At 67.9% G+C, this 23,745-nt stretch carries 22 protein-coding genes; 8 read left to right on the top strand and 14 right to left on the bottom strand.

What is annotated here, in order from left to right; genetic code table 11:
* The first annotated feature begins 2 nt into the window (after positions 1–2).
* Positions 3–1,196 (top strand): MFS transporter, encoded by a 1,194-nt coding sequence (locus ACTHQX_RS14585; protein ID WP_440158169.1) that lies wholly within the window; start codon positions 3–5, stop codon positions 1,194–1,196.
* A gap of 59 nt (positions 1,197–1,255) precedes the next feature.
* Positions 1,256–1,657: a YccF domain-containing protein gene (locus ACTHQX_RS14580; protein ID WP_236805409.1), complete on the top strand. Its 402-nt coding sequence runs from the start codon at positions 1,256–1,258 to the stop codon at positions 1,655–1,657.
* Positions 1,658–1,681: 24 nt separating this feature from the next.
* Here ACTHQX_RS14580 and ACTHQX_RS14575 read toward each other — a convergent pair whose 3' ends face one another.
* Both ACTHQX_RS14575 and ACTHQX_RS14570 read right to left on the bottom strand, forming a co-directional pair.
* Entirely contained in the window at positions 1,682–2,551 is an 870-nt protein-coding gene (locus ACTHQX_RS14575; RefSeq protein ID WP_440158168.1) for a DUF4031 domain-containing protein, read from the bottom strand.
* A gap of 59 nt (positions 2,552–2,610) precedes the next feature.
* On the bottom strand, positions 2,611–3,492 hold the full coding sequence (locus ACTHQX_RS14570; protein WP_440158324.1) for a metallophosphoesterase: 882 nt from the start codon (positions 3,490–3,492) through the stop codon (positions 2,611–2,613).
* 487 nt (positions 3,493–3,979) lie between these two features.
* Here ACTHQX_RS14570 and ACTHQX_RS14565 point away from each other — a divergent pair, with 487 nt between their 5' ends.
* A complete protein-coding gene (locus tag ACTHQX_RS14565) occupies positions 3,980–4,777 on the top strand; it encodes a S1 family peptidase (protein WP_440158167.1) in 798 nt (265 codons plus the stop codon).
* Between the two features lie 3 nt (positions 4,778–4,780).
* Here ACTHQX_RS14565 and ACTHQX_RS14560 read toward each other — a convergent pair whose 3' ends face one another.
* On the bottom strand, positions 4,781–5,116 hold the full coding sequence (locus ACTHQX_RS14560; RefSeq protein ID WP_236805405.1) for a YciI family protein: 336 nt from the start codon (positions 5,114–5,116) through the stop codon (positions 4,781–4,783).
* 272 nt (positions 5,117–5,388) lie between these two features.
* Between ACTHQX_RS14560 and clpB the strand changes: the two genes are divergently transcribed.
* Positions 5,389–8,046 (top strand): ATP-dependent chaperone ClpB, encoded by a 2,658-nt coding sequence (gene clpB / locus ACTHQX_RS14555; RefSeq protein WP_236805404.1) that lies wholly within the window; start codon positions 5,389–5,391, stop codon positions 8,044–8,046.
* Positions 8,047–8,082: 36 nt separating this feature from the next.
* On the opposite strand, the gene ACTHQX_RS14550 is transcribed toward clpB, so the two are convergent.
* Positions 8,083–8,829 (bottom strand): septum formation family protein, encoded by a 747-nt coding sequence (locus tag ACTHQX_RS14550; protein WP_440158166.1) that lies wholly within the window; start codon positions 8,827–8,829, stop codon positions 8,083–8,085.
* 326 nt (positions 8,830–9,155) lie between these two features.
* Between ACTHQX_RS14550 and ACTHQX_RS14545 the strand changes: the two genes are divergently transcribed.
* Both ACTHQX_RS14545 and ACTHQX_RS14540 read left to right on the top strand, forming a co-directional pair.
* The gene (locus ACTHQX_RS14545) at positions 9,156–9,389 is read left to right on the top strand and encodes a DUF3073 domain-containing protein (protein ID WP_003803040.1); all 234 of its coding nucleotides are present in this window, start codon (positions 9,156–9,158) and stop codon (positions 9,387–9,389) included.
* Positions 9,390–9,610: 221 nt separating this feature from the next.
* Positions 9,611–10,411: a VOC family protein gene (locus ACTHQX_RS14540; protein ID WP_236805402.1), complete on the top strand. Its 801-nt coding sequence runs from the start codon at positions 9,611–9,613 to the stop codon at positions 10,409–10,411.
* Between the two features lie 91 nt (positions 10,412–10,502).
* Here ACTHQX_RS14540 and purM read toward each other — a convergent pair whose 3' ends face one another.
* The 6 genes from purM to uraD are packed head-to-tail and all read right to left on the bottom strand — an operon-like array spanning position 10,503 to position 15,648.
* On the bottom strand, positions 10,503–11,666 hold the full coding sequence (gene purM / locus ACTHQX_RS14535) for a phosphoribosylformylglycinamidine cyclo-ligase (RefSeq protein WP_440158164.1): 1,164 nt from the start codon (positions 11,664–11,666) through the stop codon (positions 10,503–10,505).
* Positions 11,666–13,396 carry an amidophosphoribosyltransferase gene (gene purF, locus ACTHQX_RS14530; protein WP_236805400.1) on the bottom strand — a complete coding sequence of 577 codons (1,731 nt, stop codon included), beginning with the start codon at positions 13,394–13,396 and terminating at the stop codon, positions 11,666–11,668. Before purF ends, purM begins: the two co-directional genes overlap by 1 nt.
* Before the next feature lie 47 nt (positions 13,397–13,443).
* Positions 13,444–13,890 carry a hypothetical protein gene (locus ACTHQX_RS14525; protein ID WP_440158163.1) on the bottom strand — a complete coding sequence of 149 codons (447 nt, stop codon included), beginning with the start codon at positions 13,888–13,890 and terminating at the stop codon, positions 13,444–13,446.
* A 56-nt stretch (positions 13,891–13,946) separates the two neighbouring features.
* Positions 13,947–14,804, bottom strand: a complete 858-nt coding sequence (locus ACTHQX_RS14520) for a fumarylacetoacetate hydrolase family protein (protein WP_440158162.1) — start codon at positions 14,802–14,804, stop codon at positions 13,947–13,949.
* An 11-nt stretch (positions 14,805–14,815) separates the two neighbouring features.
* On the bottom strand, positions 14,816–15,154 hold the full coding sequence (gene uraH / locus ACTHQX_RS14515) for a hydroxyisourate hydrolase (RefSeq protein ID WP_236805398.1): 339 nt from the start codon (positions 15,152–15,154) through the stop codon (positions 14,816–14,818).
* A complete protein-coding gene (gene uraD, locus ACTHQX_RS14510; protein WP_440158161.1) occupies positions 15,151–15,648 on the bottom strand; it encodes a 2-oxo-4-hydroxy-4-carboxy-5-ureidoimidazoline decarboxylase in 498 nt (165 codons plus the stop codon). Before uraD ends, uraH begins: the two co-directional genes overlap by 4 nt.
* A gap of 253 nt (positions 15,649–15,901) precedes the next feature.
* Here uraD and ACTHQX_RS14505 point away from each other — a divergent pair, with 253 nt between their 5' ends.
* On the top strand, positions 15,902–17,158 hold the full coding sequence (locus ACTHQX_RS14505; protein ID WP_440158160.1) for a GAF domain-containing sensor histidine kinase: 1,257 nt from the start codon (positions 15,902–15,904) through the stop codon (positions 17,156–17,158).
* An 8-nt stretch (positions 17,159–17,166) separates the two neighbouring features.
* The gene (gene opgC / locus ACTHQX_RS14500; protein WP_440158159.1) at positions 17,167–19,623 is read left to right on the top strand and encodes an OpgC domain-containing protein; all 2,457 of its coding nucleotides are present in this window, start codon (positions 17,167–17,169) and stop codon (positions 19,621–19,623) included.
* A gap of 62 nt (positions 19,624–19,685) precedes the next feature.
* On the opposite strand, the gene ACTHQX_RS14495 is transcribed toward opgC, so the two are convergent.
* The 4 genes from ACTHQX_RS14495 to ACTHQX_RS14480 are packed head-to-tail and all read right to left on the bottom strand — an operon-like array spanning position 19,686 to position 23,553.
* Positions 19,686–20,114: an ATP-binding protein gene (locus ACTHQX_RS14495; protein ID WP_440158158.1), complete on the bottom strand. Its 429-nt coding sequence runs from the start codon at positions 20,112–20,114 to the stop codon at positions 19,686–19,688.
* Complete coding sequence (locus ACTHQX_RS14490; RefSeq protein ID WP_236805394.1) at positions 20,107–20,439, bottom strand: STAS domain-containing protein; 333 nt, start codon at positions 20,437–20,439, stop codon at positions 20,107–20,109. The genes ACTHQX_RS14495 and ACTHQX_RS14490 overlap by 8 nt, the downstream gene beginning before the upstream one ends.
* Complete coding sequence (locus tag ACTHQX_RS14485) at positions 20,429–22,435, bottom strand: glycosyltransferase family 2 protein (protein ID WP_440158157.1); 2,007 nt, start codon at positions 22,433–22,435, stop codon at positions 20,429–20,431. Before ACTHQX_RS14485 ends, ACTHQX_RS14490 begins: the two co-directional genes overlap by 11 nt.
* Complete coding sequence (locus tag ACTHQX_RS14480; protein ID WP_440158156.1) at positions 22,432–23,553, bottom strand: PP2C family protein-serine/threonine phosphatase; 1,122 nt, start codon at positions 23,551–23,553, stop codon at positions 22,432–22,434. The genes ACTHQX_RS14485 and ACTHQX_RS14480 overlap by 4 nt, the downstream gene beginning before the upstream one ends.
* Positions 23,554–23,745: the final 192 nt, after the last annotated feature.

Genomic DNA, 23,745 nt, shown 5'->3' with positions numbered 1-23,745 from the left:
CGGTGGCCCAAGCGGCGCGCGCCCGGACGCCCGCGGCTCCCCTCTACGCCGCCGGATTCGTGACCGCGTTCGGTGCACACAGCATTGCAGCCGGCATGGGCGCCCAGAGCGGCAACATCGGCCTGACCCTGCTTAACCTGGGAATCCTGCTGGCCCTCTACGACATCTCCGAGGTGTTCCTCAAGCCGGTCTTTGGCGCGCTGAGCGACCGGATCGGCGCCAAGCCGGTCATTGTCGGCGGACTCATCGGCTTCGCAGCACTGTCCCTGATCGGACTGGGGGCCGCGGATCCGCTGCTGCTGGGCCTTGCCCGCCTGGGCCAAGGGGCCGCCGCATCGGCGTTCTCCCCGGCGTCCTCTGCGATGGTGGCCCGGCTCTCGGCCGGGAAGAACGCCGGGACCTTCTTCGGCAGGTACGGGTCCTGGAAGAGCCTCGGTTATGTGATTGGCCCTCTGCTCGGTGCCGGGCTGATCGCGGCCGGCGGCTTTGCGCTGCTGTTCGGGGCTCTTTCCGCGCTTGCCGCAGCCACCGCCGTGTGGGTCCTTCTCGCCGTGCCGCACCTGCCGCCGCTCCCGCGCCAGCGGTACACGGTGCTGGACCTGGCCCGGCAGGTTGCGGAGCGCAAGTTCCTGGTGCCCACGCTGGTGCTGGCGGCAACGATGGCGGCCATGGGAGCGGCTATCGGTTTCCTTCCAGCCCTGGCCGTGCGGCACGGCCTTGATCCGGTGGCCGGCACCGCCGCCGTCAGTGTGCTGGCCGTCGCCTCCCTGCTGGTCCAGCCGCGGATCGGAGCGATGCGCGACATGCACCGCATCGGCGACGCAGGCGGAATGCGCACCGGCCTGTTGCTCACCGCCGCCGGGGTGGCCCTGGTGGCCGCCGCCCCGGGGCCCGCCACGATCTTCATCGCCGCGGCCCTCATTGGGGCCGGCGTCGGCGCGGCCACGCCGCTGGGCTTTGCGCATTTGGCCGACAGCACACCGAAGAACCGGATGGGGCGAACCATGGGCTCGGCCGAGCTCGGACGCGAACTCGGCGACGCCGGCGGCCCGCTCCTGGTGGGAGCCGTCGCCACCGCCGCCTCGCTCCCGCTGGGCCTAGGGCTTCTCGCGCTGCTGGTCGCGGCCGCCGGGGTCCCGCGCCTCAGCCCGAGGCTGAAGGTGCCCAAGGCCGAAAGTTCGCAGGCTGAAGGTTAAGGGTTAATTCAGGGCAGATCCCGAGGCGCTGCAGCCTTCCGGCCCGGCAGAATGGACGGATGAAGACACTCCTGAACATCATCTGGCTGGTATTCGGCGGCTTCTGGCTGGCGCTGGGCTACTTCGCCGCCGGCATCATCTGCTGCCTGCTCATCGTGACCATCCCCTGGGGCATCGCCTCCTTCCGGATCGCGTCCTACACCCTGTGGCCCTTTGGCCGGATGGTGGTGGACAAGCCGGGCGGAAACGGCGTGTTCTCGCTCCTCGGCAACGTGATCTGGCTGTTGGTGGCCGGCATCTGGATTGCCATTGGGCACGTGGTCACGGCGTTCGCCATGGCCATCACCATCATCGGCATCCCGCTGGCCATCGCCAACCTGAAGCTGATCCCGGTTTCCCTCATGCCACTGGGCAAGCAGATCGTGCCCACGGACAGGCCGTTCATCACGGCCTACCGCTGACTCACATACAGTCCGGCAGCGCGGTCAGGCCAGCTCAGCCTTCAGGTTCCGCCGGGCGGCCTCCAGCCACAGGCTGCGGGCCCGCTCGGTGTGGAAGAGCGGGTCCAGTGCCAGCAACTGGCGGACGACGGCGGCCCTCCCGGCCGCAAAGTCGGCGTCGCCGATGTGCGCATAGTCTTTCCGGACGGCCGCCACATACCGGGCGTAGCGCTCCGGTTCCCCGCCCAGAACCGACAGGTCCGCGTCGCAGAGGAGGGCGCCGTCGTCGTCCCCGTCCTCCGGCCGGTGATCCGAGGTGAGCCGGACCAGCCGCGCTACCTCATCGACCTCGGCTTCCGGCAGTCCGGCCTGGCTGAGCCTGAGTTCGGCGAGCCGGGCGGACTCCTCCTCGTCCTGGCCCGCCACTCCCCGGTAGACGGCGTCGTGGAACCAGGCCGCCAGCAGCACGGTGCGCGGCGGCCGCGCGGGTGCGGTGAGCAGGTCCAGGGCCTCCAGCACGGCGAGCAGGTGCGTGCAGCCGTGGTACCTGCGGTGGCTCTCGCTCCAGCGGTCCAGCAGGTCCAGGAACAGGGCGTCATGGCCGGGCAGCACCATGTTCCAGCGGTGGAGCAGGGGAGTCTTGAGGGACTTCGTGCGGCTGCGCGCGGGGATCCGGAGCCCGCTGGCAATGAGTTTCCGCACGAGGACCCGCGCCTCAACCGGAATGGCACCGGCAGCCACCAGACCGTCATAGCGGCGCTGCGGCACGTCGTAGTGGTCGCCGTCGAATGCCCGCTCAGGGATGCCCGCCGCAGCGGCGAAGGCGTGCAGCTCCGCCAGGGAAGTGTCCGAAATCAGATGCGAAAAAAGTGTTTCATGGGCAGGCCAAAGCGGCGGATCGATGTAGACGGCCATGGGAGAGAGTCTAGTCCGGTGCCGTGCCCGCCATCCGCGTCAGTGCAGCTGCGGCCCGGCTACTTTCGTCCAATCTCGAAGTTGTCCGTAAAGGTATACCCCTCCGCCGGGACAAACTTTGCTGCGAGCCGGTCAGCGGTGGCCGTCACGTCCAGCGTGCCGAGGGCGGCGTCGCGGTTGCTCCCGGACCAGGCGGCAAAGTAGCCGGATTCCGAATCCTGGTCGTTGACGTCATACAGCCCCCTGCCGCCCGTTCCGACTGTGGCGAAGACCGTTCCGGCACCCTGGACCATGGTGGCGTCCGAATCGGCGAGGCAGCCTTGGGAGAATGTGTCCGGCACCAGTGCAGGGCAGCCCCGGCCCCCACCCAGTTGGTGGCTCCGTTGGTAGATGTGGTCGTGGGCGCTCAGAACAAGATCTGCCTTCTTGTCGATGAGCATGTCCGTGAAGTCGGCTCCAGCCTGGCAACCATATTTGCCCACGCTGAGACAAGGAGTGTGCATGCCCACCACGGTCCACGGGATGTCCTTGGACTTGGCACCGTCCAACGCGGCTGCTGTCCAGCGCCACCGCTCACTGCCCCGCGAGTAGTCCAGGTTGTTTCCGTCATGGAATTCGATCCCCGGGGACACCATGATGAAACGCACCAGCGGGTTCCGTTCCGGGTAGTCGGCGTACCACTGCACTCCGTACTCGCCCTGCAGCCCCGGCAGCTTGTTGGGCAGGCAGTTGACGATGTTGGCGATGTCGCCGTCATGGCCGTCGCTCTCGTGGTTTCCGCTGACCACCTGGTAGGGAAAGTGGCCGCCCAGCTTGCCGGTGACCATGTCACAGAAATCCTGCTCGCGCCCTGCCTCGTAGGGGAAGTCCCCGAGGGCCAGGTTCAGCTCAGGCCGCAGGCCGCCGATTGTGTCAAGCACCTTCCTGGCCCCCGCGCCCAGCCCGATGTCGCCCTGGGCCGTGAAGTGGACGGCGGCTGGCGCTGTGGTGGAGGAGGACTCTGCGTCTGGGGAAGGCCCTGCAGGGGAGGAGGATTGCCCGGAGCTGGATGACGGGGTTGCCGGTCCGGTCCCAGCAGGCGAAACCGGCGTCCCGGACGACGATGGCGGCGGCGGGGGTGGAGCGGGCTGGCACGCTGTAACCAGCAGCGCCATCGAAAGTACGGCCGGAGCAACGCCGGGCCATCTCCGTTGTTTCGACAGTCCAGTCATGATCCCTCACACCGCGGAACTGAGCCTGATGCCGCCGCAGGCTGGCGAAAAAGTGATTCCTGCTTGGCCCTCAGGGTAATCCCCCCGGCGCTTCGGGGCCATGCGCCGGCGCCGGCGCGGACTGCAGTGACTTTTTCTGTAATGGATATGACATCCGTTGTCATGACACGTACGCTCGCAGTCGGACCCCTCGCCCCCGACGCCAAGGAGCCTCACGTTGAAGATCGCCAAAATCCTGGCCGCTGCCACGGCCAGCGCGGCCATGCTGGCTCCCGTACTCGGCGGTCCGCCAGCGCAGGCCGCCGCGGCCCGGGAAACGCGCGTCAGGGACGTGCCGGCCCCCGACGGCGACGGTACGTTGAGCCGGGACATCGCGGGCGGCGGCATCACTGCGGTTTCAGCAGCCCCCTTCGCGGCGCAAGTTTCCTTCGACTCCGCAGGCGTCAACGTGGGCTGTACCGGCAGTCAGATCGCTGCGGGCTGGGTCATTACGGCCAAGCACTGCAACTCCACGAGCCTTAGGTCGGTCCGGCTCGGCACCAGCTACCTCGGAACCGGAGGTGCCGTCCGTTCGGTGGCCGCGCGCTACCCCGCCCCTGCCGGGGACGTCCTGTTGCTGAGACTGTCCGCGCCGTACTACGGCTCCTACGTGGGCCTGTCCAGTTCCTTTCCTGCCACCGGAACTCCCGCGAGGGTTTATGGCTGGGGCGATCAGTCCGAGGGGTCCGGCGCCATGTCCTACTACCTCAAAGCGGCGGACGTCTCGGTGGTGTGGCAGGGCGTGGACAACTACGGCGGTCCGTCTGTCCGGACGCGGTCGAAGAGCGGTCACACGCTGAGCGGCGACTCGGGCGGCCCGCTGATCGTGAACGGCAAACTTGCAGGGGTCCTGTCCTCGTCGGACATCCTGCCGGCCCCGAACCCTTCGAATTACACCGGTTACTTCAATGACCATGCCTCCGTGCTCCGCAACCTGGCCTGGATCGCCAGCGTCTCCGGGGTTCGGGGCTCCTAGCGGTTACATCCCGGGCAGGTCGAGGGTCTCGTATACCTGGATGCTCGCGCCGGGCATCATGAGGTGCGGGTGTCCCTCGAGGAGGGCCAGGGCGCCGTCCATGTCCTCGGCCTGCAGGATTCCGTATCCGCCGACGCTGGCGTTCGTGTCCGAGGTGCCGGACTGGCTGACCTCCTTGCCGGCGCCCAGGGGCTGGCCCATGTCCACGATGCCGCTGCCGGCCCGGGACGCCCACTCCATCCAGGCCTTCATGCCCTCCTGCGCGGCCTCGGGGGAACTCTCCGCCATCTGGGATTGTGCCGACTGCGGTGCGTTGTAAAGAACTACAAACTTCTTCATTGCCGGTCCTGTCTCTGGGGTAGTGGCCTTTGGGGATTGTGGACTGACGCTCTTGGCGGCGGCCGCCTCGAGGGCTTGGCCCTCGCAGCCACAGGTCGATCCTAGGGGGATTCGGCCGCTGGCGATACAGTTCAAGGGCCACTGTTCACGGAATGTCCGCCCGCCCCTGAGAGGGCATTTCGCTGTGGGAAAACTTGGCAGTGATGACGTAAAAAGCAAAGTTGAGCGTAGTAGACTCAACGTAGCTAAAACGTCTTCGAAAGGAGCTCTCTTTGGACGCCAAATTCACCACCAAGAGCCAGGAGGCTCTTTCAGCTGCCGCGATGAACGCCTCCACGGCCGGGAATCCGCAGGTGGAACCCGCCCACCTGCTCAAGGCGCTGATGGATCAGCGGGAGGGCGTCGCCGTCGCTCTCCTTCGCGCCACCGGAGCGGACCCGGATACTGTCAGCGTCCAGGCCAGTACCGCCATCAAGGCACTGCCCGCCACGTCCGGAAGCTCGGTCCAGCAGGCCCAGCTGTCCCGGCCTTCCCTGCAGGCGATCCAGAACGCCCAGAACGAGGCGGACAAGCTGGGCGACTCCTTCGTCTCTACCGAGCACCTGCTGCTGGGCCTCTCGGCGGGAAGCGACGGCGTTGGCAGGCTGTTGCGCGACGCCGGCGCGTCGCATGAGGCCTTGGCAGCGGCCCTGCCGGGTGTCCGCGGCGACCGCAAGGTCAACTCGCCTGACCCGGAGAACACTTTTCAGGCCCTGGAAAAGTTCGGCACCGATCTGACCGCGACCGCCCGCTCCGGCAAGCTGGACCCCGTGATTGGGCGGGATGCCGAAATCCGCCGCATCATCCAGGTGCTCAGCCGCCGCACGAAGAACAACCCGGTGATCATCGGTGAGCCGGGCGTCGGCAAGACGGCCGTCGTCGAGGGCCTCGCCCAGCGCATCGTCGCCGGTGACGTGCCGGAGAGTCTTCGGGGCAAGACCCTGATCGCCCTTGACCTGGCCTCCATGGTGGCCGGTGCCAAGTACCGGGGCGAGTTTGAGGAGCGACTCAAGGCCGTCCTTGAAGAGATCAAGAACTCTGACGGCCGGATTGTCACGTTCATCGATGAGCTGCACACAGTGGTGGGAGCCGGGGCCAGCGGCGAAAGCGCCATGGACGCCGGCAATATGCTCAAGCCGATGCTGGCCCGGGGTGAGCTGCGGCTGATCGGCGCCACCACCCTCGACGAGTACCGCGAGAACATCGAGAAGGACCCCGCCCTGGAGCGGCGCTTCCAGCAGGTGTACGTCGGGGAGCCCAGCGTGGACGACACCATCGGAATCCTGCGGGGCCTGAAGGAGCGGTACGAGGCCCACCACAAGGTCGCCATCGCAGACTCCGCGCTGGTGGCTGCCGCGACGCTCTCCAACCGCTACATTTCCGGCCGGCAACTGCCGGACAAGGCGATCGACCTCGTGGACGAGGCCGCCTCCCGGCTGCGCATGGAGATCGACTCCGCCCCGGAGGAGATCGACCAGCTGCGCCGCGCCGTCGACCGGCTCACCATGGAGGAGCTCGCCCTGCAGGGTGAGACGGACGCCGCGTCCGTGGAGCGCCTCGCTGCGCTGCGGGCGGACATGGCGGACAAGAAGGAGCAACTGGCCGGCTTGAACGCCCGATGGGAGGCCGAGAAAGCAGGCCTGAACCGCGTTGGCGACCTGAAGGCAAAGCTGGACGAGCTGCGGTCCACTGCGGACAAGGCGCAGCGCGAGGGAGACCTTGAGACCGCGTCCCGGGTCCTCTACGGCGAAATTCCTGCACTGGAACGCGAACTGAACGACGCCGCAGAAGCTGAGGCCGCCGTCGCCGACAAATCTGCCCTGATGGTGGCGGAGGAGGTCACGGCCAACGACATCGCCGAGGTCATCGCGGCATGGACCGGAATTCCGGCCGGCCGCATGCTCCAGGGCGAAAGCCAGAAGCTGCTGCACATGGAGGGGGAGCTCGGCAGGAGGTTGATCGGTCAGTCCAAGGCCGTCACCGCCGTGTCCGACGCCGTGCGCCGCGCACGGGCCGGCATCAGCGACCCCAACCGGCCCACAGGTTCGTTCCTGTTCCTCGGCCCTACCGGCGTCGGCAAAACCGAACTCGCCAAGGCGCTCGCGGACTTCCTTTTCGACGACGAACGCGCCATGGTGCGGATCGACATGTCCGAGTACAGCGAAAAGCACTCCGTGGCGCGCCTCGTCGGTGCGCCTCCCGGGTACGTCGGCTACGAGGAGGGCGGCCAGCTCACCGAGGCCGTTCGCCGCCGGCCGTACTCCGTGGTGCTGCTGGACGAGGTGGAGAAGGCCCACCCCGAGGTGTTCGACATCCTGCTGCAGGTGCTCGACGACGGCCGCCTCACCGACGGCCAAGGCCGCACCGTGGACTTCCGCAACGTGATCCTGGTGCTCACCTCAAACCTGGGCAGCCAGTTCCTCGTGGACCCGACGCTGGATGCGAACGCCAAGCGCAACGCGGTGATGGCCACCGTGAACGCTTCCTTCAAGCCGGAGTTCCTGAACCGGCTGGATGAGGTGGTGCTGTTTGATCCGCTGTCCGTGGACGAGCTCGCCCGGATCGTCGAGTTGCAGGTGGCGGAGCTGACCAAGCGCCTGCAGGAGCGGCGGCTTTCGCTCGAGGTCACCGAAGGGGCCCGCTCCTGGCTGGCGATGTCCGGCTTCGACCCGGCCTACGGCGCCCGGCCGCTGCGGCGCCTCGTGCAGCGCGAAATCGGCGACCGGCTGGCCAAGGCCATCCTGGCCGGTGAAATCTCCGACGGCGACACCGTCCTGGTGGACACCGCAGCCGACCTCGGGGAGCTCACCGTCGAGGGCCTGGAAGCACTGTCGGGGCCCGACGGGGGCAGTCCCCTGGGCAGCGGGCTCACGGTCCGCCGCCGGGACTAGCAGCGCGCAAGCCCGCTCCCTTGGTTCCTCAGGGAGCTAGGGGAGCAGGCTTGCCTTGATGATGTTGCCGGACGCGGTGATGTAGCAGTCCACGCGGCGGTCACCCTTGGCCCAGCTGGCCGTGCTCGGATACGCGAGGCGGTAGATCAGGTTGTAGTCGTTGGATTTCGCCGTCAGCCGCGCGTCCTGGCACGTTTCCCTGGCCCTGGTCTTCATGGCCTCACGGCCCGGGTATGCGTCACCGTCGGCGTAGTGCGTGACCGCCACCAGCTGGGCGGAATGGCCGGTGCTGCACGCAACCACAGTGGACTTGGATGCCTCGGGGTCGAAGTCCTTGAGGCAGTCGCCCACCCGGAAATCCAGCGGGCTCACGCTGGCCACGGGCAGGCTGGGCCGGGGTGACACCGCCGGCGGGGCGGGGGAGGGGTCTGCCGCCGCGGCGCCCGGCCGGTTCGCCGCCTGCATGGTGGCGCCGGCGAGGAGTGACGTCAGGAGCCACACGAGCAGGCCACCCACCACCAGCAGCGCAAGGACAAAGCCGGACTTGAGCAGGGTTTGCCGGACCTCTGGCTGTGCGAGCCAGGAGCGGACCGCGCCGACGAGGCCTCCGGGCTGGACCGCACCGGGCTGAGCTTGCCCCGGTGCGGCTGATTCCGGCTCTGCCGCATTGCGCTCTGCCGGTTTGCGCTCGGCCGGTTGGGGTTGCACGGCCGGTTCGGGTTGCACGGCGACGGCGCGGGCCGGCCCGCGCTCCCCGTCGTGGCTGGGATCGTTGTCATTCATGTGGGGCGGCACCCCTTCCTGGCGTTCGCTCGAGCGCTGGGTCTCCGGCCATATGCGTTTCCGCGGTGTGGCCCGGGCGGCCGATTGCCGGATTCCCATGCCCGCTTAATTCAGTCGTTCAGGAGACTCTATCGAACAAAAAATCCCTGCAAGCCCCGGATTGCCGCGGAGAAGGGGGTCGCGGTGGTCGCTGGACGCCTCCGTGGCAAGCAGATGCCGCCGAAAGCATGTAATCTAGGGGTACGACAAATTGACCAAACATTCCGGGGCCTCACCGATCGCCAAAGGTGACCACCTCCGGTCCAAGTACAAAAGGGGGTCACGCCATGGGGCGCGGCCGTCAAAAGGCAAAAGCTACCAAGCAGGCTCGGGACATCAAGTACTACTCCCCGAACACCGATTATTCGGCCCTACAGCGAGAGCTCACGGGTCCGGGAAGTCGTGCCACGAGCCATTTCGCGAATGAACCGGTCGAGCCGGACTATTCAGCCTACGTGGATAAGTACGCGGACGATTTGGATGAAGACGACGACGAGGTAGACAGCCGTCGTATCGGTTAGTCGTTCCCGCTGAACTGCCTTAAGGCAGTTGGCTGCGAGCCGCCGTCGTACACCATATTTATCAGGCCCGTTGGCCACGCCGGTCTTTGGCGTGGCCAACGGGCCTTTGGCGTTGCCGCGTCTGCGCCCCTGGGCCTCCCCCCGTCACGTACGCGCCCGTAGGAACCCTGCCCTACAGGAACTAGGCTGGAAAGAATTCAGCCTACGAAAGGTACGGACGCATGGTTCAGCGCAGCGGGTACAGCCTTGGAGAGCTCTGCTGGACGGACATTCAGACGCCGGACGTGGCTGCTGCCAAGGCCTTCTACGCCGCCGTGTTCGGCTGGCGGTACGAGGACCTGCCCACCCCGGACGGCCGCAGCTACGCGAAGGCCTTCCTGGACGACGACGTCGTGGCGACGGTGGCACCGCAGCCGCAGCAGGGTGACACGCAACGGCCCGCGCAGTGGAACATCTACTTTGCCACTGACGACGCCGGATCCACTGCGGAGGAAGCCGACCATGCCGGCGGCGCGGTGCAGTTCGGACCGGAGGACATCGGGGACACCGGAACCATGGTGTTTGTGGAGCCGCCGGGAGGCGGTGCCACCGGCGTCTGGCAGGCCGGAACCCACCCCGGCAGCGGGCGGCACAACGAGCCCGGCGCATTCGCCTGGGCCGAACTGCTCACGCCCGAGCCGCAGGCGGCCGTCGGGTTTTTTCAGCAGCTGTTCGGCCATGAGGTGACGGAATACCCCCAGGACGACGGCGGAACTTACACCACGCTGATGGTGAACGGCGCGGAGGTGGCGGGCATTGCGCCTGCCCCGCAGGAGGACGTGGACGACGAGGACGGGGACGGCGAGCCCGGCAGCCGCGGCTGGCAGGTCTACTTCGGCGTCTCCAGTGTCAAGGAAGCCGTGCTGTCGGCCGTGGCAGCCGGAGCCGAGGTGCTGGTGGAGCCGGAGTTCGACGACGACGGCGGCACCATCGCCACCCTGAAGGACCCGCAGGGCGGCGTGTTCAGCGTCCTGGAGGTCTAAAACAGATCGAGTGCTCCCCACCGGCCCAACCTGCCCTTATGAAGGTCCTAAAGGGCAGGTACGGAGCACTCGATGAGGGGTCCGGCGGGGGTTACGCGTAGGCGTTGACCAGCTGGACGGCCCCGCCGTCCACGCCCTTGGCGCCCTGCACGTAATCCGGGCCGGTCTTGACCACGGCGTCGGAATCGGCGCTGACGGAGCCCATGATCCAGGACGGCAGGCCGCGCTCGTTGAGGCGGGCCACGGCGGCGTCTGCGGCTTCGGCGGAGACCACGGCCACCATGCCGACGCCGAGGTTCAGCGTGCGCTCCAGGTCGGGCAGCGGGACGCGGCCCAGCTCGGAGACGAGCTTGAAGATGGCGGGCAGCTCCCAGGTGGAGCGGTCAACGGTGGCCACGAGGCCCTGCGGCAGCACGCGCGCCAGGTTGGCGGCGAGGCCGCCACCGGTGACGTGGCTGAAGCCGTGCACGGCCTTCTCTGCTGTGACGGGGAACGCCCGCGCCAGGTCCAGGCAGTCCGCGGCGTAGACGCGGGTGGGTTCCAGCAGTTCCTCGCCCAGCGTGCGGCCAAGCTCGGAGACCTGGCGGTCCAGGGCCCAGCCGGCGTGGTTGATGACGCGGCGGACCAGGGAGTAGCCATTTGAGTGCAGGCCCGAGGAAGCCATGCCGATCACCACGTCGCCTTCGCGGACGCGGTCAGGCCCCAGCAGGGCGTCTGCCTCAACAACGCCGGTGGCAGCGCCGGCGACGTCGTACTCGTGTTCCCCCAGCAGGCCAGGGTGCTCGGCGGTTTCGCCGCCCACCAGCGCGGTGCCGGCAACCGAGCAGGCGGCCGCGATGCCGCGGACGATGTCCGCGATGCGCTCGGGAACCACCTTGCCGCAGGCGATGTAGTCGGTCATGTACAGCGGCTCGGCACCCACCACCACGATGTCGTCAACCACCATGCCCACGAGGTCGTAGCCGATGGTGTCGTGGATGTCCATGGCCTGGGCGATGGCCACCTTGGTGCCGACGCCGTCCGTGGACGTGGCGAGCAGGGGCTTTTTGTAGGTCAGGAGCTTCGAGACGTCGTACAGGCCCGCGAAACCGCCGACGCCGCCAATCACCGATGCGTTGTGGGTCGCCTTGACGGCGTCCTTCATGAGTTCAACTGCGCGGTCGCCGGCCTCGACGTCCACACCGGCGGCCGCGTAGGTGATGCCGGCGTTGTTCTGGGCAGCATTCATGTCAGCAGTGGAGGAAGCGGAGGTCATCAGGACTCTTTCTTGTCAGCGCCGACGGTCGCAGCGTCGTGGTGGAGATCGGGCACGCGGTCGGCGTCGGTAAGCAGGTTCTCGAACTCGGCATCCGGCCCCGGATCACAGCCGGTGGCGCCCGGCTTCTCGGCAGGATCCTCGGTCACCGGGATGCTGTCCGGATTGCCTGGCGTGGCGGTGGCCGGTTCGATGGCGGCTTCCGCGGCGGCGTCGCCCGTGGTGGCCGGAGCGCCGCTCCGTGAGGATGCCGGCAGGCCGCCCAGGTCCGTGCGCTCCAGCAGGTTCTTGCCCAGTTTGTCCGAGCCCGGGAGCTCGATGGGGTACTTGCCGGTGAAGCAGGCGGTGCAGAGCCGTTCGCGGGGCTGCTGGGTGGCGCCGATCATGCCGTCTTCGGAAATGTAGGCCAGCGAGTCGGCGCCGATGGCCTGGGAGATCTCTTCGATCGTGGCGCCGTTGGCGATCAGCTCGGCGCGGGAGGCGAAGTCGATGCCGTAGAAGCACGGCCACTGGACCGGCGGGGAGGAAATCTTGACGTGCACGGCGGCGGCGCCGGCTTCGCGGAGCATCCGGACGATGGCGCGCTGCGTGTTGCCGCGGACGATCGAGTCATCCACCACCACCACGCGCTTGCCGCGGATCACGGACTCCAGGGCGTTGAGCTTCAGCCGGATGCCCAGCTGGCGCAGCGTCTGCGAGGGCTGGATGAACGTGCGGCCCACGTAGGAGTTCTTGACGAAGCCGTGCGCGAACGGGATGCCGGATTCTTCGGCGTAGCCCACGGCTGCGGGGGTACCGGATTCCGGGACCGGGATGACGATGTCCGCTTCCTGCGTGTTCTCGCGGGCCAGCTGGCGGCCCATCTCCACGCGGGATTCGTACACGGACCGCCCGGCGATCGCGGCGTCGGGGCGCGCGAGGTAGACGTACTCGAATACGCATCCGGCCGGCGTCGGCTCCGCAAAGCGCTGGGACCGCACGCCCTGCTCATCGATGGCGATGAATTCGCCGGGTTCGATTTCGCGGATGAAGCTGGCGCCCACGGTGGCCAGGGCGGACTGTTCGGACGCCACCACCCAGCCGCGTTCCAGCCGGCCCAGGCAAAGGGGGCGGATGCCGTAGGTGTCCCGCGCGGCGTACAGGGTGCCCTCGTCCATGAAGACGAAGCAGAAGCCGCCCTTGATCTTGGGCAGCAGCTCGATGGCGGTCTGTTCGAGGGACTTGCCCTCTTCACCCTCCAGCAGCGCCGTCACCAATGCGGTGTCCGAGGTGTTGCCCTGCTTCATTTCGCCGCTGAGCTGGCCGCCGTTGCGTTCCAGGATCATGGCGTTGAGCTCGGCGGTGTTGGTCAGGTTGCCGTTATGCGCCAGGGCCACCGTGCCGGTGCTGGTCGCACCGAGGGTGGGCTGGGCGTTGGCCCAGTGGCTGGCTCCGGTGGTGGAGTAGCGGCAGTGGCCGACGGCCAGGTGCCCGGTCAGGGTGTTAAGCGTGGTCTCGTCGAAGACCTGGGATACGAGGCCCATGTCCTTGTAGACGTTGATCCGCTTGCCGTCGCTGGTTGCTATGCCAGCCGACTCCTGACCGCGGTGCTGCAACGCGTACAGCCCGTAGTAGGTAAGTTTTGCTACTTCTTCACCTGGTGCCCAGACCCCGAAGACGCCGCAAGCGTCCTGTGGGCCCTTTTCGCCAGGGAGAAGATCATGAGAAAGTTTTCCATCGCCGCGTGCCACTGGTCGATTATCTCACGTCATGGGGTATGGAAATTCCGGCCGCCGGATTATGACCGCTGGCCGGGCCCGCCGTCGTCCGTGGTCCGCTCCGGTGCGGGGCCTGTTTCGGTGCCCAGTGCGGTGCCCAGTGCCGTGCCCGGTTCCTCGGCTGGCTGCGTGGCCGACGCCGTGCCCGGTGCGGAATGCTCGGCTTCCGGCACCGCTTCGACGACGCCGCGGCGGGCACGCCGCACGCTGGTGCGGTCCAGCACCAGGGCGGCAATTGCGCCGAGAATCACACCGGCCGCGGCGCACGGCACCATGAAGAAGCCGTACACGGCGCCGCGGTCGTAGCTGGCATCGCCGGGCAGCGCGTACGCAATGACAGCCGCCGCGGCGAAGCCCACGAGCCCGCCCAGGATCAGGAAGGGAACGTACTTGGGGGCGCGCCGGACGGTGATCTCGCGCCGTTCGGGAAATTCGCGCCGTTCAGGGGTGGGCTGGTCGGAAGACATGCCATCTAGCCTACTGTCATCCCGGCCCCCAGCCTGCCCCGGCGGGTTCAGCCTGCTCAGGCCTGCGGCCCCGCTGGGACCAGCCGCTGCCGCTGCCCGCCCAGCAGGTCCCCGCCGGACATCCGCATGACATCGCCGTCTTTCAGGAACGGGAAGCGGCCGGACAGTGCCACGCCCTCCGGGGTGCCGGTGGTGATGAGGTCGCCGGGTTCGAGCACCATGTACTGCGAGAGCCGGCGGACCAGTTCGGCCGGTCCGAAGACCATGTCCGCCGTCGAGCTGTCCTGCCGGACCTCGTCATTGACCCAGGATGCGAGGCGGATGCCGTCCGCATCCACTCCCGCGGCGGGCACCAGCCAGGGCCCTACCGGGTTGAAGGTGGGGCAGGATTTGCCCAGCGACCACTGCGGCCCGGAGTGCTCCAGCTGGTACTCGCGCTCGGAGACGTCATTGGACAGGACGTAGCCCGCGATGCAGTCCGCTGCCTCGGTGTCGGATGCCAGGTAGCTTGCGCGCCGGCCGATGACCACGCCCAGCTCCACCTCCCAGTCCACCCGCTGCGCCCCCGGCGGGATGACGACGTCGTCGTCCGGACCAACCACGGTGTTGGGATGCTTGAAGAAGATGATGGGCCGCTCCGGCACAGGCAAGCCGGATTCTGCAGCGTGCGCGGCGTAGTTCAGCCCCACGCCGATCACGGCCCCGGGCCGGGCGATCGGCGCGCCGATCCGTTTGCCGTCGAGGGTCACCCGCGGGAGGCCGGACAGGTCCAGGTCAGTGAGCTGGCCGGCCCAGGTCTGGAGGAAGTCACCGTCGATGTCCTGGGTGACCGGCCGCAGGTCATAGGCCTGGCCGTCATCGTCGATGACCACCGGAACCTCGTTGCCCGCCGGGCCAATGCGCATCAGCCGCATTCTGTTTCCTTTCAGCTGCCGCGGTAGGTGGAGTAGGCGAACGGGCTCAGCAGCAACGGCACATGGTAGTGCTCGGTGCCGGTGACTTCGAAGACCAGGTCCACCTCCGGGAAGAATGTGGTGCCGCCCTGCCGGGCGTAGTAGTCGCCGGTGGCGAAGTTGAGCCGGTAGTTTCCGGGGGCCAGAACCTCCGGTCCCAGGCCCTTCGCGCGGCCGTCCGCATCGGTGGTGCCGCTGCCCAGCTGAGTCCAGCTGCCGCCGTCGTTCGCGTAAAGCACGACGGCGATACCCGCCGCCGGGCGCCCGGCGCCGGTGTCCAGGACGTGGGTTGTTACGTGGGAAACGCTCATTCGCTGATCACTCCTTCCAGGCGCAGCAGGGCGATTTCCCGCAGCTGCTGCGCGACGATGGCGTCTTCCTGCGCCGGGGTATTGGCCAGGCGCTCGTTCAGCGCTGCCAGGATTTCGGGGGCCGTCCGTCCGGCGGCGCGCATCAGGAAGACTCGGCCGAACTTTTCCTCGTAGGCGCGGTTGCCGCGCGCCAGGGCGTCCGCAACCCCGGTGTCGGCCGGGTCCACGCCTGCCTGCTCGGACCGGGACATGGCCGCCTCGGTGGTCTGCGCGGCGGGACGTTCGCCGATCCTCGGATGATGGGCCATGGCGCCTGCCACCTCGTCCGGCGTGAACGGCGCGGCGGCGGCCCGGGCTCCGTCGAGGAGCTCCTCACGGGAGGCGAAGGGGCGCGCGGCGGCAATCTGGTCCACCCAGCGGGGGACGTCGATGCAGGGGCGCAGGACCGCGTTGGCAGCGTCCCTGTCCGCGGCATTGAATTCGGCAAGCTTCACGTTGTGATCCTCAAGCAGATGCTGGCATCCATGGTGACGGCTATGCGGAGGCCGGGTCCTCTCCCGGTGATCGACAACCCTTCGAGGCGTCGAGTTCCGCATCATGGAACTGTTATTTCAGCATACGTAATAGTGAAGCCGAGCATGTCTGCCGGTGTCAAGAGACTACCGCAGGCGTTGAGGTCGGGCGGATAGTATCGGCGCCGGGGGGACTTGACGCTGGGTCGGAGTCCCGCGCGGCGATAGGGGACGGATGAAAGGGGCCAGCGCTCGGACGCACCCGGAGCGGGACATCGATCGGGAGGCCGTGCTGATGGCGTACGGGTTGTTGCCTGGCCAGGAGGGCGTCGCCTCTCCGCCTGTCGGCGGCACTGCCCGCGCCGATACTGCCCGCACTGCCCTGGACAACCTCGTGGACCTGGCCGCGAAGCTGTGCCAGGTGCCCTACAGCGTGGTGAACGTGATCACCGCGGACCAGCAGCGCCAGATCGCGGCGTCGGGGGTGGAACCGGGCATCTGCTCCCGGGAGGATTCGATGTGCGCCAGGGTCTTCCTGGCCCGGGAAACCACCGTGGTCCGCGATGCATCCGGGGACCCGCGCTTTGCGAACAATCCGTTTGTGACCGGTGAGATCGCCCGCGTCCGCTATTACGCCTCGGTGCCGCTGGTAACCGCCTCCGGCTTCGTGCTGGGTTCGCTGTGTGTCTTCTCCGACAGGCCGGCGGACCCCGACCCGGAGCAGATCGCCATGCTGGAGCTCCTCGCCCAGCAGGCCGTGGAGCTGCTGGAGCTCCAGCACCGGACCCTGCAGCTGAACGTGGCGCTGGACGAGGTGCGGCGGAGCAACGCCAAGCTCGGCGAGTTCGCCGGCCGCGTGAGCCACGACCTGCGCATTCCGCTGACCACGATCCTTGGCTACGTCGAACTGGGCGAGGATGATCCGGACATGCCGCCGGAGCACCCGGCCGCCGAGTACCTGCAGCTCATCGGTTCCAGCGGCCGGCGCATGCTCGCCATGCTCGAGGACGTGCTGGACTACTCGAAGGTGGGCGGTGCGCTGCACCAGCAGCCCGTCTCGCTGCGCGACGCCGTCTCGGACGCCGCCCGCGACCTCGGCATCCCGTTCGGGAGCGGGGCCATGCTGGACTCCGATGACGCGCGGCTGCACGCGGATCCGCTCCAGCTGCGCGCCCTGCTGCAGAACCTGCTCTCCAACGCCCTGAACTACCGCAGTCCGGAGCGGCCCCTGGAAATCCGGGTCACCGCGGTCTCGAACTATCACGGGACCGCGGTCCTCGTGGCGGACAACGGCAAGGGAATCAGCCCGGAGGACAGGCAGCGCGTGCTGGAGCCCCTGGTCCGCCTGCACCGGGAAGGGGACGGCCCGGGCTCCGGGCTGGGCCTGGCCACCTGCAGGCGGATCGCCCAGGCACACGGGGGTGACCTGACCCTGACGGAGACCCTCGGCGGCGGCACCACCGTAGTGCTGACCTTTCCGGCTTCCCTGTGAACAGCGTCGTGAGCAGCGCCGTGGTCCGAGCGTTCCTGCTGGTGCTCCTGCTCGTGCTGCTGCCAGCCGGTCCGGCGCAAGCCGCCGCGGCCCCGGGGGAAACTAGCGGCGCCGGGGACGGGCCGCTCTTCGGCGCCGCACTGGAGTGGGGCGAGGACAGCGCCGCGGGTTTCGCGGAACGCCTGGGTGCGGTGCCGGCCATCTTCGGACACGACGTCGGCTTCCCGCTGCAGGAATCCGAGAAGGTCCACATCCGCGAATTCCTGCGGCAGAGCGATTCACAGGGAGCCCACGCCCTGCTGACCGTCAAGCCCGCACGGCCCCTGGACCAGGTATCCGCCGAGGACGCGGCAGCGTTTGCCCGGACAATCGGGCAGCTCAGCGCCGGCTTCCAAGGCAGGCTGTACATCAAGTTTGCACCGGACATGAACACCAGCTGGGTTTCCTGGGGCCAGCAGCCGGAGGCGTATCAGAAGGCATTCCGCGCCGTGGCGGCAGCCTTCAAATCCCATGACGATGCGGGCACCGTCATGGTGTGGCAGCCCTTCCTGGGGCGCGACTACCCCTTCGCGAGGAACCGCAACGCTCCGGCCCAGGGGTCTGGCGGCTTCAAGCTGCTGGACACCAACAGCGACGGACGCTGGGACGGCGCCGACGACGCCTACTCGCCGTACTACCCCGGTGACGACGCCGTTGAGTGGTCCGGCCTGGGCGCCTATCACGACGACACCGGCGGGGCGTCCGCCGTCAACACTCTTCCGGCGGAGGGCGAGCTGGCAGGCATGCTGACCGGCAGCGACGGCAGCGACGGCCGCGGCGGTTACGGCGACTTCTACGTGAACTACGCGCAGGGCCGCGGCAAGCCGCTGATGCTGCAGACGGCCGCATTCTTCAGCTCCACCACGGGCGGCCCGGCAGAGTCGGAGATCAAGCTGGCCTGGTGGAACCAGGTGCTCGCCGTCGCTTCGTCCGAAGGGTTCAGAGACATCGGCGCCGTTGTCTGGGACGAGCGGACCAACACTCGGGACACTGGCGTGGCGGCGATTGACTGGCGGCTGGCGGGGCAGCCCGGCATCGCCGCGGCAGCCGGCGCAAGGCTCGCCGAATCAGCGCTGGTCACGGGGCCGGTGACGGCCCGCGGGAACCTTGCCGGCGGCGAATCAGGCGGCGCAGGGAAAGTTCTCGGTGGAATCGGCGCGTGGACGACGGCGGGTGGCCTGGCTGCCGTCGTCGGCCTCCTCTGGCTGCTTCCCCGCTTCCTGCCACGGGTGGCGGGCTGGGCGTACGGCGATCCCTCCTCCCGTGATTCCCGGGTGGACTTCCTTCGCGGCCTGGCCATTGTGTTCGTGGTGGTCAACCACGTGGGCATGACGTCGCTGTTTCAGCTGTTCACCCAGGAAGCGGTGGGTTTTGTCTCCGGCGCGGAGCTCTTTGTGCTCTTCTCGGGGCTGGTGCTGGGCATGGTGTTCGGCCCCCGGGTCAAGGACAACTTTGGTGACGTGGTTGACCACACCACCAAACGCGCCGGCAAGCTCTATGCCACCGCGCTCACAGTGCTGATCGGGGTATTCCTGATCTCCCTCGTTCCCGCCATCAACGCGGACACCCTGACGTCGTTCGTGGACCAGGGCACCGGCGCGGCCGGCCACGGGGGAGCGGGCCGCTCCTACGACCTGTACGCCGGAATGGATTCGCTGCTGCACTTCCCGGTAGCGCCGGAAGTCGTTCCGGGCATCCTGCTCCTGCAGTTCGGCCCCTGGCAGTTCAACGTCATGGGCCTGTACGTGATCCTGCTCCTGGCCAGCCCGCTGGTCCTCTGGGCACTGTCGCGGGGAAAGGCGCTGTGGGTGCTGGCTGCCACCACGGCGCTCTACGCGGCCGGGACCATCTTCCGGATCCGGCTCCTGCCGTCCGAATTCGAGGACTCCTTCCCGCTGCTGGTGTGGCAGGTGCTGTTCATCGTCGGCATGGTGGCCGGCTATCACCGGCAGCGGATCATCGGCTGGCTGGCCGCTCATTCCTGGGTGGTGGTGGCCTGCACCGTGGCCGCGGCGGCCCTCGCCTTCCTGGCCTGGGGCAACCCCTACCTGGCCAACAGCTTCGACGTCCGCGTGGCCATCCTGCCGGACACGGCCTACCGTGCACTGTACGACGCCTACTTCGGCCGGACCTACCTCGGGGTGGGGCGGCTGCTGAACGTGCTGGTGCTGGTGGTGGCCGCGTATGCGCTGCTGACTGCGTACTGGAAGCCGGCCCATCGGGCGCTGGGCTGGTTCCTGATCCCGCTGGGCCGGGCCACGCTGTACGTCTTCATCATCCACGTGGCCCTGATCGCCGTCATCGCGAATATCCCGGCCCTGCAGGAGGGCCGGGTGCTGTTCAACACGGCGGCCTACGCAGTGATCCTGGCGCTGCTCTGGGTCATGGTCCGGACCCGGTTCCTCTTCCGCATCATCCCCACCTGACTGCGACCACCTGACTGCCCACCTGACTGCCCACCTTCCTGCTTCTGCCGGTACAGCAGGTGTCAGGAGCCGATGGGGTCCCGCGACAGGATCCAGGTATTCGTCGCGTCCTGGCGGGTGAACGTCACGGTGGTGACCAGGGCGCGGATCAGTGCCAGCCCGCGTCCCGACTCGGCGTCCTCGCCGGGCATGGCGGGGTTGCCGTCGTCGATGGAGGGGCTGGCGGCGCCGAAGGCGCTGACCTTGGCCCGCAGGCTCGACTGGCGGATGCAGATGTCCACGCCGAGTTCCACCGGGTCCGTCGATTCCGGCTCCGCATGCTGGACCACGTTGGCGGCGGCCTCAATCACGGCGGTGGCGAAGGTCATCCGGTCCATGTCGGGAACGAACGGGGCGTCCTCCCAGAGGTCGTCCAGCTGGCCATGCACGGCATCGACGGCTTCGGGTGTGGCCACGCTCCGGAAGTTCCGGCGGGCCAGGACGTCAGTCATTGCCGAACGCCTCGGCAGCTGTGGCGTAGGACGTCAGCACACGGTCCATGCTGGTGAGTTCCAGAACCATCTTCACCTGGGGCTGGACGGCTGCGATGCGGAGGTCACCGCCAGCCTGACGGGCCGCCTTCAGGCAGCCGATGAGGGCTCCCAAGCCCGAAGAATCCATGAACGCGGTATCTTCCAGGTTCACCACGATCCGGCTGGATCCCGAGGCAACAACGTCCGCCACGAACTCCCTGAGCTTGGGCGCGGACACCATGTTCAGGCGGCCGGCGGCCTTGATTTCGGCGTATGAGTCCTTGACCTCGTAACTAAGATCCATCCGTCTTCCTCTCTTCGATCAAACCCGCTGCCGGAAGGGGCTCCGGCGCCGAACCCTCTACTTCAAAACCGTGCTGTTCAAAACCCTTGTACAGCACCGCCCGGACCAGGATGCTCATGACCACGAGGTCGAACACCACCCAGGCCACGTTGACCAACGTACCGATCGGTTCAGACATCCCGGCGGCCAGCCGTACGATGCCCACCACCGAGGAAATGGCCAGCAGCACGGACACTACAATCTGCGGCCGGATCAGGCTCCAGCTGGGGCCGCCGGTCTGGCGGTCCTTGGGCGTGACGGCGAACCCCAGGGGACGTCCGAACCAGACGTTCCGGGCCGCCGTCGTACATGCCTTGATCCAGGTGGGAAACAGCGCCAGGCTGTACTGCTGCCCGCGCCAGGTGGGGATGCCGCGGCCGGCGATGGCAAACAGCAGCTGGTTGACCACCATGAACGGAATGAACCGGATGAAGAAGTCGGCGCTGAGGCTGCTCACCGGCAGGATCCCGAGCAGCAGGTAGATGATGGGGGCGGCAAAGTAGATCACCGCGGCGAAGCCGCTCAGGTAGGTCCACATGGTGGCGAAGTACATGAGCCGCTGGCCCAGTTTGAGGCCGCGCTGCACCAGCGGGTTTTCGCGGAGCATCACCTGGATGGTGCCCTGGGCCCAGCGCAGTCGCTGCGTCAGCATGGTGGCGAGGTCCTCCGGGGCGAGGCCGTAGGCGAGGACCTCGTGGTGGTAGACGCTTTCCCATCCCATGCCGTGGATGCGCATGGCGGTGGCCATGTCCTCGGTCACGGAGATGGTGGCCAGCGGCATGACGGGCTGGGCTTCGCCGGTACGTTCCACGGAAAGGGCGTCCAGCACGGCCTGCACCGATTCGATGGCGCCGAGCGGGGACCAGTCCCGGGCGGACATGCGCTGCACTGCGTCGTCGGCCACCACGGGCACGCCGGAATCACCCACGTGCGCCAGTTCCATGGCGGCGATTTCCTCAAGGTCTGCCTGCAGCGCGGACACATCGGCCTGGACGAGCGCCTGGACAGCCTGGTCCACCTTCCGGCGGACTCGGTACGTGATCTCGCTCAGGGACTCGCCGTCGTCGAGCCGGCGCCGGGCTTCGGTGGTGGCGGCCTCCACCTCGTCCAGCATCTGCGCCACGAGCAGGTTGTCCGAGTCAGCCGATTTCCGGGCCTTGCGGATGGCCGACTGGGATGCCGCCAGAGCCCGCCGGATGCTCTTTTCCGTCTCCTTCACGTACCCCACCAGGCCCAGCTGCATGAGGGCCTCGCGGCGGAGGATGGCGTTGGAGCCGCAGAAGAAGGCCGCGTTCCAGCCGTCCTTGCCCTGCTGGATCGGACCGTAGAACAGCGGTGCCTGGCTGCCCAGGGGATCGCTGGCGGGGACGTTGCTGAAGTACTGGGGCGTCTGCACCAGCGCAACCTTGGGTTTGGTGAAGTAGCCCAGCGTTTTGTCGAGGATGTCCGGCTCGGGGATCTGGTCGGCGTCGAGGATCAGCAGGAACTCACCCTCGGTGACCATCAGGGCGTTGTTGAGGTTGCCCGCCTTTGCATGGCGGGGCATGTTCTTCCAGTCCGCGCTCCGGGTGACGTACCCCAGCCCGTGCTCCTCGGCGAGCCGGCGCATCTCGGGGCGCGCGCCGTCGTCGAGGATCCAGGTGCTGTGCGGATGCCGGATGCGCTTGGCGGCGAGGGCCGTGGTCATCACCAGGTCCAGCGGCTCGTTGTAGGTGGTGATGAAGACGTCCACAGTGGCGACGGCCGGAGCCCGGGGCGCGGCCTTGCGGATCTTCAGGCGCCACACCGTCATGCCGAACAGCATGACGTCGATGAGGCTGTAGGTCTCGGCGGCCACGAGCGGCACGGCGATCCACCAGGCCTCCCAGTTTAGCGAGGCCAGCCAGCGCCAGGCGATGTAGTTGATCCCCAGAATGACCGTCAGGAGCACTGCCACCCGGGTCCAGAAACGCGTCACGGAGCAGCCGTTCCGGCCGTCCCGGCCAGGCGCCGCACCACAACCGCGGTGACATCATCCTCGGCGGTGTCGGCCGGGGCCAGCTGGAGCAGGGCGGCGCAGGCCGCCTCGGCCGTGGGCTGTCCGTGCGTCGACCGGCGGACGGCGTCGGTGAACTCCTCAACAGAGCCGAAGACGTCAAGGACGCCGTCGCTCACGACGGCGAGCGAGTCGCCGGGGGCAAGGTCCAGGTCCGCTTCGGTCCAGCTGGCATCGGCCCAGGCGCCGACGGGCGGGCCGGCAGACGGAAGCCGCTGCGCACCGCCGTCGGCGTGCAGATGAATCGCCAGGCCGTGGCCGGCGTCGACGTAGCTGACCTTTCCGGAACCAGCGTCCAGCCGGGCGTGGAAGAGCGTCACGAAGGATCCCGAGATGTCCAGGTCCGATGCGATGGAGCGGCTGGCCAGGCTGAAGGCGCTGCCCAGGTCCGGCTCGTGGCGGACCGAGCGCATCACGGCCCGGGCAGTGGCCGCGATGAGGGCGGCGCCCATGCCCTTGCCCATGGCGTCCGCGAACGTCAGGTGCAGCCCGTCGGGTGTCTGGTACCAGTCGTAGAAGTCCCCGCCCACGCTGCGCGAGGGGCGGAACACGCCTGCCACCTCGTAGCCGTCCAGTCGGACCTTTTCGCGGGGGAGCAGGCTTTGCTGCACCTCGGCGGCGCGGCGGAGGTCGTTCTGGGCGGCCTCGTCCGTTGCGGGGGTGCGGGACCGGCGGAACAGTGCGTTGATCCGGGACTGGAATTCCCGCGGGCTGAAGGGCTTGTTGATGTAGTCGTCCGCGCCGTTGTCCAGGCCGGTGAGCTTGTCCAGTTCGTCCACCCTCGCCGTGAGCATGATGATGAACACGTCCGAGAACTCACGCAGCCGCTTGCAGACCTCCAGACCGTCCAGATCCGGAAGGTTCAGGTCCAGCGTGACCAGGTCCGCCTTGGTGTTCCGCACCGCCTCGATGCCCGGCAGGCCGGCGCCGGCTTCGGTGACTTCGAAGCCCTGCTTGGCCAGGACCCGGACCAGCAGCCCCCGAATGTCCGGATCATCTTCGATCACGACGGCGCGGCGCGGGTCAGGGGTGGAAGACATGACTCTATTAACTCCTGTCACAACAGACTTGTCACGCCACAGATGCAACATGTCCAGTCGGCTCGGCCTGCGTGAACCTCCGTGTCGACGCTCGTCCACTTTTCGCCGTGTTTCTCCCGGCAGGTTCTAGGGGTCGTTGCAACACCTGAGTGATTGGTGGTGTTGTGGGACGTTTTGGTCGGCCTGAGGTGT

It is taken from the genome of Arthrobacter sp. SAFR-023 (assembly GCF_051965295.1).
In the GTDB taxonomy this organism is placed as follows: Bacteria; Actinomycetota; Actinomycetes; order Actinomycetales; family Micrococcaceae; genus Arthrobacter.
Note: the sequence above shows the minus strand (reverse complement) of the source record. Positions and strands in the feature narration are given on the sequence as shown.